Source organism: Bacillus sp. JK106, assembly GCF_053663355.1.
Genome location: NZ_JBSJQC010000005.1, coordinates 295,557 through 302,978 on the forward strand (window position 1 = coordinate 295,557; position 7,422 = coordinate 302,978).

General features: G+C 45.4%; 7 protein-coding genes and 1 rRNA gene. 5 read left to right on the top strand and 3 right to left on the bottom strand.

The window, feature by feature from the left end; genetic code table 11:
* Positions 1–10 precede the first annotated feature (10 nt).
* Positions 11–1,753 carry an ABC transporter ATP-binding protein gene (locus tag ACWJJS_RS18935; RefSeq protein ID WP_165625945.1) on the top strand — a complete coding sequence of 581 codons (1,743 nt, stop codon included), beginning with the start codon at positions 11–13 and terminating at the stop codon, positions 1,751–1,753.
* A gap of 79 nt (positions 1,754–1,832) precedes the next feature.
* Here ACWJJS_RS18935 and ACWJJS_RS18940 read toward each other — a convergent pair whose 3' ends face one another.
* The gene (locus ACWJJS_RS18940) at positions 1,833–2,897 is read right to left on the bottom strand and encodes an aromatic acid exporter family protein (RefSeq protein ID WP_454023821.1); all 1,065 of its coding nucleotides are present in this window, start codon (positions 2,895–2,897) and stop codon (positions 1,833–1,835) included.
* 209 nt (positions 2,898–3,106) lie between these two features.
* Complete coding sequence (locus ACWJJS_RS18945; RefSeq protein ID WP_007408567.1) at positions 3,107–4,396, bottom strand: glutamate-1-semialdehyde 2,1-aminomutase; 1,290 nt, start codon at positions 4,394–4,396, stop codon at positions 3,107–3,109.
* A gap of 147 nt (positions 4,397–4,543) precedes the next feature.
* Here ACWJJS_RS18945 and bcp point away from each other — a divergent pair, with 147 nt between their 5' ends.
* Together bcp and perR are read left to right on the top strand one after the other, a co-directional pair.
* The gene (bcp, locus tag ACWJJS_RS18950; protein ID WP_003155466.1) at positions 4,544–5,017 is read left to right on the top strand and encodes a thioredoxin-dependent thiol peroxidase; all 474 of its coding nucleotides are present in this window, start codon (positions 4,544–4,546) and stop codon (positions 5,015–5,017) included.
* A gap of 124 nt (positions 5,018–5,141) precedes the next feature.
* Positions 5,142–5,579 (top strand): peroxide-responsive transcriptional repressor PerR, encoded by a 438-nt coding sequence (perR, locus tag ACWJJS_RS18955; protein WP_003155465.1) that lies wholly within the window; start codon positions 5,142–5,144, stop codon positions 5,577–5,579.
* A 34-nt stretch (positions 5,580–5,613) separates the two neighbouring features.
* Here perR and ACWJJS_RS18960 read toward each other — a convergent pair whose 3' ends face one another.
* Positions 5,614–5,967 carry a YgzB family protein gene (locus ACWJJS_RS18960; RefSeq protein ID WP_007408568.1) on the bottom strand — a complete coding sequence of 118 codons (354 nt, stop codon included), beginning with the start codon at positions 5,965–5,967 and terminating at the stop codon, positions 5,614–5,616.
* A gap of 202 nt (positions 5,968–6,169) precedes the next feature.
* On the opposite strand from ACWJJS_RS18960, the gene ACWJJS_RS18965 reads away from it, so the two are divergent.
* Together ACWJJS_RS18965 and ACWJJS_RS18970 are read left to right on the top strand one after the other, a co-directional pair.
* On the top strand, positions 6,170–7,054 hold the full coding sequence (locus ACWJJS_RS18965; RefSeq protein ID WP_003155463.1) for a nucleotidyltransferase-like protein: 885 nt from the start codon (positions 6,170–6,172) through the stop codon (positions 7,052–7,054).
* A 292-nt stretch (positions 7,055–7,346) separates the two neighbouring features.
* A 16S ribosomal RNA gene (locus tag ACWJJS_RS18970) occupies positions 7,347–7,422 on the top strand; the annotation flags it as partial.

Genomic DNA, 7,422 nt, shown 5'->3' on the forward strand with positions numbered 1-7,422 from the left:
GGGATAAAGTGTGGGCGTAATCAGACGCTATATGCAATTTGTAAAACCTTATAAAAAACAAATTTTTATCACAGTGTTAATCGGCATTATAAAATTCTCCATCCCGCTGGCTCTCCCGCTTCTGTTAAAATACGTGGTCGATGACATTATTCAAGGGAGCGGAACGGCAAGCGCTAAAACATCATCGCTATTCACGATAATGGGCATCATGTTCGTGCTGTTTTTAATTCTGCGTCCCCCGGTAGAGTACTATCGGCAATACTTCGCGCAATGGACGGGCAGCCGGGTGCTCTACGATATCAGGGGGGTATTGTTTGATCATATTCAAAAATTGAGCCTGAGGTTTTATGCCAACACGAGAACGGGCGAAGTCATTTCCCGGGTGATAAATGATGTCGAACAGACAAAAGACTTTGTCATAACGGGACTGATGAATATCTGGCTTGATATGATGACGGTGCTGATCGTCATCTGTATTATGTTTACACTCGATGTGAAGCTGACATTGATATCTGTCATTTTGTTTCCGTTATACGGAATTTCAGTGAAATACTTTTACGGCCGTCTCCGAAAACTGACACGTGAGCGTTCTCAGGCACTCGCCCAAGTCCAGGGACATTTGCACGAAAGAGTTCAGGGGATGCCCGTTATCAGAAGTTTCGCCATTGAAGATTATGAACAAGCCAATTTTGATGAAAAAAACGGACATTTTCTGGACAAAGCGATCCGTCATACGAATTGGAACGCGAAAACGTTCGCAGTTGTGAACACCATTACGGATTTGGCGCCGCTGCTCGTTATCGCATTTGCGGGTTATTTTGTCATAAACGGCCCGCTGACGGTAGGGACGATGGTTGCGTTCGTCGGCTATATTGACAGAATGTACAATCCGGTCAGAAGATTGATCAACTCATCGACGACGCTGACCCAGTCGATCGCTTCAATGGACCGCATATTTGAATTTATCGACGAGCCGTATGAACTGACTGATAAACCGAATGCACTAAAAGCTGACGGCATTAAGGGTGAAGTTGAATTCCGAAATGTCTCGTTCCGTTATGAGGAAGGAAAAGAAACGATTTTGCAGGACGTTTCCTTAAAGGTGACAAAAGGGGAAACCGTCGCGCTCGTCGGGATGAGCGGCGGCGGAAAATCGACGCTTGTCAGCCTCATACCGCGTTTTTATGATGTATCCGGCGGCAGCCTGCTGATTGACGGCGCAGATATTCGCGATTATGAAGCGAGAAGCCTCCGCAATCAAGTCGGAATGGTTCTTCAGGATACGTTTCTGTTCAGTGAGACGATTCGTGAAAATATCGCTATCGGTAAACCGGGAGCGTCTCTGGATGAGGTGGTTGCGGCTGCGAAAGCGGCAAATGCCCATGAATTTATTATGAACTTCCCCGAAGGCTACGAAACCAAAGTCGGCGAACGGGGCGTCAAATTGTCAGGCGGGCAGAAGCAGCGGATTTCGATCGCCCGTGTATTCTTAAAAAATCCGCCGCTGCTGATTTTGGATGAAGCGACATCGGCTCTTGATCTTGAAAGTGAACACTACATTCAGGAAGCGATGGAAAAGCTTGCGAAAAACCGGACGACTTTTATCGTCGCCCACAGGCTGTCCACGATTACGCACGCGGATAAAATTGTCGTCATGGAAAACGGCGCCGTCGTCGAAACCGGCACGCACGAGGAATTAATGGCCCGAGGCGGCCAGTACAGACACTTATTTACGATTCAGAATTTGAACTGATACAAAAACGTATGCCGTCCGAATGGGTGGCATACGTTTTTTTGAATGCAAAAAAACCCGGTTTTACGGAAGCACCGGGTTACTCTTCGTCTGTTTCTAATTCGCTGTCTTTCGGGTGGTATGTCTGAAAACTCGTAATTAACGTATCGAGATGCTCCAGCTGCTCGCGGTATTCCGCAACCGCAGCCATAATGCTGAGCATATTGTAATCAAGCAGTTCATCCTCGCAGTTCTGCTGATTTTTCAAGAAAGACTTCGTCAAAAGCTGTTTATATCTTATGCTTTCTTCAGCATCGTCATCATGCGGTTTGATCTTGCCGACCGTCCGCATCAGAATCCTTTCGTGCCAATGAAGCAGATAATCAATTTCTTCTGTCAGCGTCTCCTGAAATTCCTCCGGCATATGATAAATTTCGTTTTCATAGCGGTGCAGCTTTTTCAGCGTATCAAGCGCCCGATTTGCCGTAATAATCGCCTGTCTGAATAAAACAAGCTTGCGCGACTTTACATACGTCGTTTTCTTAAAGTAGCTTCTCTCCTCTTTATAAAGAAGGTACGTATGATCAAGCTTCATCATTTTTTCCTTCAGCTTCTCAATATCCTCTTTCAATATCGAGTGTTCCGTGGACTGACGCATCGTCAGCCTGATCCATTTCATGATCTCATCGGTATATTCAACCGTATGATGAGTCAGCTTCGTTTCGTATTTCGGCGGAAGAAACACAAGGTTCACAATAAAAGAAGACAGCACGCCTAAAATAACGGTGCTTGTTCGTATCAGAGCGAACGTCAGGAAGCTGTTTCCCGGTGTTTCTAAAATCGCGATAACCGTCACGAGCGCAATCGAAATGGTGTGTTCAATTTTCAGTTTTAACATGATCGTGATGACAATCACTGCGGTCAATCCGATCATAATCGGACTCGGTCCGAAAATCAGTCCGAATACCGTAGCGATGACAGCGCCGATGATATTTGCCTGAACCTGATCAATAATGATAAGAAAAGACCTGTAAATAGAGGGCTGTATGGCAAATATAGCTGCAATCCCGGCAAAGATCGGCGACGGAAGTCCGATCCCTGATGCTAAGTAGAGCGCGAGCGTAATCGCAATCCCTGTTTTAAAAATGCGGGCACCAAGTTTCATTGGTTTGTGCGTGCATTCCTTTCTCTAATAAATTATGTGCCGAACGAACGGCTGACACTTACATTTCCCTGTCGGCTGATTTGCTAAACAATAAAGTAATATACAGGGATCATACCAATTATTCAAGGTCTTTTTTTGAAAAAACCATTATCTCACAAATCGGACAAAAAGAAAAAGCGGAAGCCCCGGGCTCCCGCTTGTTTCAGCAGTTATTTTTTCATATGTCTGAACGCATCTTCAACGGCTTGTAAAGTGGCGTCGATATCCTCTTCAGTATGTGCGGTTGTGATAAACCAAGCTTCATACTTCGATGGAGCGAGATTGATGCCGCGTTCAAGCATCAGCTTGAAGAACTTGGCGAATGCTTCTCCGTCCGTATTTTCCGCCTGCTCGTAATTGACGATCTTTTCATCAGTGAAGTAAACCGTGAGCGCGCCTTTTAAACGGTTGACGGTGATGGTAATGCCATGTGTCTCCGCATGGGCGAGAATGCCTTGCTCAAGTCTGGCGCCGAGCTCATCAAGCCGCTCGTAAACGCCTTCTTCCTTCAGCACTTCCAGGCAGGCGATGCCTGATAGGATAGATGCCGGGTTTCCGGCCATCGTGCCGGCTTGATATGCCGGGCCGAGCGGAGCAACCTGCTCCATGATCTCTTTTTTGCCTCCGTAAGCGCCGATCGGCAAGCCGCCCCCGATAATTTTACCGAGCGCCGTTAAATCAGGCTTCACTTGAAGAAGATCCTGCGCGCCTCCGTACATAAAACGGAACGCCGTGATCACTTCATCATAAATGACGAGCGCGCCCGCTTTATGGGTCAACTCATTTACCTGTTCTAAAAATCCTTCTTCAGGTTCAACGATGCCGAAGTTGCCGACGATCGGCTCGACGAGAACCGCTGCAATTTCTGAACCCCATTTATCCAGCGCGGCTTTGTAGCTTTCAATGTCATTGAAAGGAACGGTAATGACCTCATTGGCGATGCTTTTCGGCACGCCGGCGGAATCAGGGGTGCCGAGCGTAGACGGGCCGGAACCCGCAGCGACAAGTACGAGATCAGAATGGCCGTGATAGCAGCCGGCGAATTTAATGATTTTTGTCCGGCCTGTATAAGCGCGTGCAACCCGGATCGTTGTCATCACCGCTTCGGTGCCTGAGTTTACGAATCGTACTTTATCAAGTGAAGGAATGGCCTCCTTCAGCATTTTGGCGAAAGTGACCTCATGTTTGGTCGGCGTCCCGTACAGCACGCCGTTTTCAGCCGCTGTTTTAATCGCTTCAGTAATATGCGGATGGGCATGTCCGGTAATAATCGGGCCGTAAGCCGCTAAATAATCGATATACTGATTCCCGTCTACATCCCAGAAATAAGCGCCGTTCGCTTTTTCCATCGCAACGGGTGAACCGCCGCCTACCGCTTTATAGGATCTGGACGGGCTGTTCACGCCCCCGACGATATGCTCTAACGCTTCCTTATGAAGTTCAACTGATTTTGTATACAAAAAATGACCCTCCTAATATCTCCTTACATCATGTTCTATTGTAGCATGCTTCATTGCGAGCACAACGGTTCATGCTTCCAGGGGGATAACGGTTGTAATCTTAACGTGAATTGGATACGCTTAATAAAAAACCCGGAGGTATAAGAAATGACGATTGAAATCGGACAAACAGCACCGGATATGAAATTAGTGAATGACAGCGGGGAAGAAGTAGCACTGACGGATTTTAAAGGGAAGTACGTCGTTCTCTATTTTTATCCGAAAGACATGACACCCGGATGCACGACGGAAGCATGTGATTTCCGTGATCAGCACGAAAGCTTCGCGGGACTTGATGCGGTTATCATCGGAGTAAGCCCTGACAGCCGTGATAAACATGAAAAATTTAAGCAAAAACACGATCTTCCTTTCCAGCTCCTCGTTGATGATGAGCACAAACTGGCGGAAGCTTTTGATGTGTGGAAGCTGAAGAAGAATTTTGGGAAAGAATATATGGGTATCGAGCGATCCACTTTTTTGTTAGACAAAGAAGGCCGTCTTGTGAAGGAGTGGAGAAAGGTAAAAGTGAAAGATCACGTTGCCGAGGCGCTTCGCGAATTGGAACAAATTGCGTCTAATTAATGGACAAATGCTGAACTCACGGGGTTTTCTTCAGATTACATTTGACAGGAGACCGGAAAAAGATGTACACTAATTATAAACATTATAAAGTAAGAATCTTTTTTAGAAGAGAGGTGCATGACGGATGGCTGCACATGAATTAAAAGAAGCCTTAGACACGTTGAAGGATACGGGAGTCCGGATTACTCCTCAACGTCATGCCATTCTGGAATATCTCGTGGATTCTATGGCACATCCGACAGCGGACGATATATATAAAGCCTTGGAAGGGAAATTCCCTAATATGAGTGTTGCGACAGTGTATAACAATTTGCGTGTATTCCGGGAAGCGGGGCTTGTAAAGGAACTGACGTACGGAGATGCGTCCAGCAGATTTGACTTTGTCACCTCTGACCATTATCACGCCATTTGTGAAAGCTGCGGAAAAATCGTGGACTTCCATTATCCCGGGCTTGACGAAGTGGAACAGCTTGCTGCTCACGTCACAGGGTTTAAGGTAAGCCACCACCGTTTGGAGATTTACGGCGTCTGCCAAGAATGTTCCAAAAAAGAAAACCACTAAACGAAGCTGACCGCTTTGATACGGTCAGCTTCGTTTATTTTACACTGTTTTTTCTGTTATAAGACTCATCGAACGCTTTGCCTTCCAATCCTTTATCCAATGTAAGCGGCTCTCTGCAATGCATGCACATATCCACTCTGCCCAGAATCTTCGTTTCTTTCTCGCAAGCGGGGCACATCACCCGGACCGCTTTTGTGGACAGCATGCCGATCCAAAAATAAACGGCGGTGCTGAGTCCGATCGACAGCAGGCCGAGAATCATAAACAAGCTGGCAAGCAAAACAGACTGCTTAAAGAACAGCCCGATGTACATAATGATAAACCCAACGAAAACCAAACTTAACGCAAACGTTCTGATCTTATTAATTTTGCTTGAGTATTTCGCCATGTCCATCCCCCTCTCGTTTAACTATAGCACAAAACAGATGGCATATTCTTCATGTTTTCGTAAGAAAAGGGAAGAATAAATATGGCACCTGAAAGGAAATTTGTTATAATAGTGCAATGTGTTTAGAAAAAAGGACTTTCATGTTTTATCATAGAAATGTAGAAACAATAGCTAGTGAAACAATCGCATTGGAGGAATCGTAATGGACAATCTTCTCCGTCCAATTTACCAAGAAAGAGCAAGTCATCCCGATACGCTGGCCGTCCTTATGATTGAGAGAAGGAGTAAAGCATCATCCATCACGGATAACTTTGATGCGGTCATGCTTGTCATTGTCAAACAGGCTGATGAACCTCTTTTTATAAAGCATTATGAATTCGAACACAAAACCGCTTCTTTACATATTGTAACGGATGCTCTGCTTCAGGAATGGATTCTGCTTGGGACAAATAGAAGAGTCATAGATTGGATCATCAACGGTAAAGTGCTGTTTGACCGCAATGAATATATATCTGAACTCAATGACCGGCTCAGCACTTTTCCTTTCGCCGAGCGGAAATTAAAGATCGGAATGGAATACGGCAAGCTGATCAGAAGATTTGTAGAAGGAAAAGCGTTTTTTGAAGCTGATCATTTTCTGGATGCATATTATGCGGTAGTGCACGCTCTTCACCACTTGGCCCGCATAGAAGTGATTGACCGGGGGTTTTATCCCGAAACGACAGTCTGGAACCAGGTCCGTCACATTGAGCCGCAGGTATATAAGCTATATTCCGAACTTGTCGAGAGTCACGAAAGCTTGGAGAAAAGGCTCGAATTATTATTCTTAGCAAATGATTTTCTCATCCATTCAAAAGCTGAAATCGGTTCTGCGCACCTTTTTCAAGTGATGAAAGAAAAAGAAATGTGGCAGTTTGGAGAATTGCTTCAGCACCCTGAACTGGTGCACTTCACCCAAGATCTCGGTGTCATGCTTGATTACCTGACGGAAAAAGGCTTTGTTGAAGTATCTCAAATAGAGACCAAAGGGCAGGAAGTATATCATCGAGGATATTCTTTCAAAAAAAGTGTTGACGCTGAATCATAGGCATGGTATATTATTAAACGTCGCTGATGCGCTTCACCAAAAAGCTCACAGCGGCGGAGAAATAAAAACAAAAAACATTTGACAGCAAAACGCTGAAATGTTATACTGAAAAAGTCGCCTCGAGATGAGGTTGAGATGATCTTTGAAAACTAAACAAGACAAAACGTACCTGTTAATTCAAAGTTTTAAATAAATCGCACAGCGATGTGCGTAGTCAGTCAAACTAACGTCTGCATGATGCAGATCACACAGACGTTACTGCAGGATGCAGTGAACTTAGTCTGTGATCCATTTATCGGAGAGTTTGATCCTGGCTCAGGACGAACGCTGGCGGCGTGCCTAATACATGCAAGTCGAGCGGACAGATG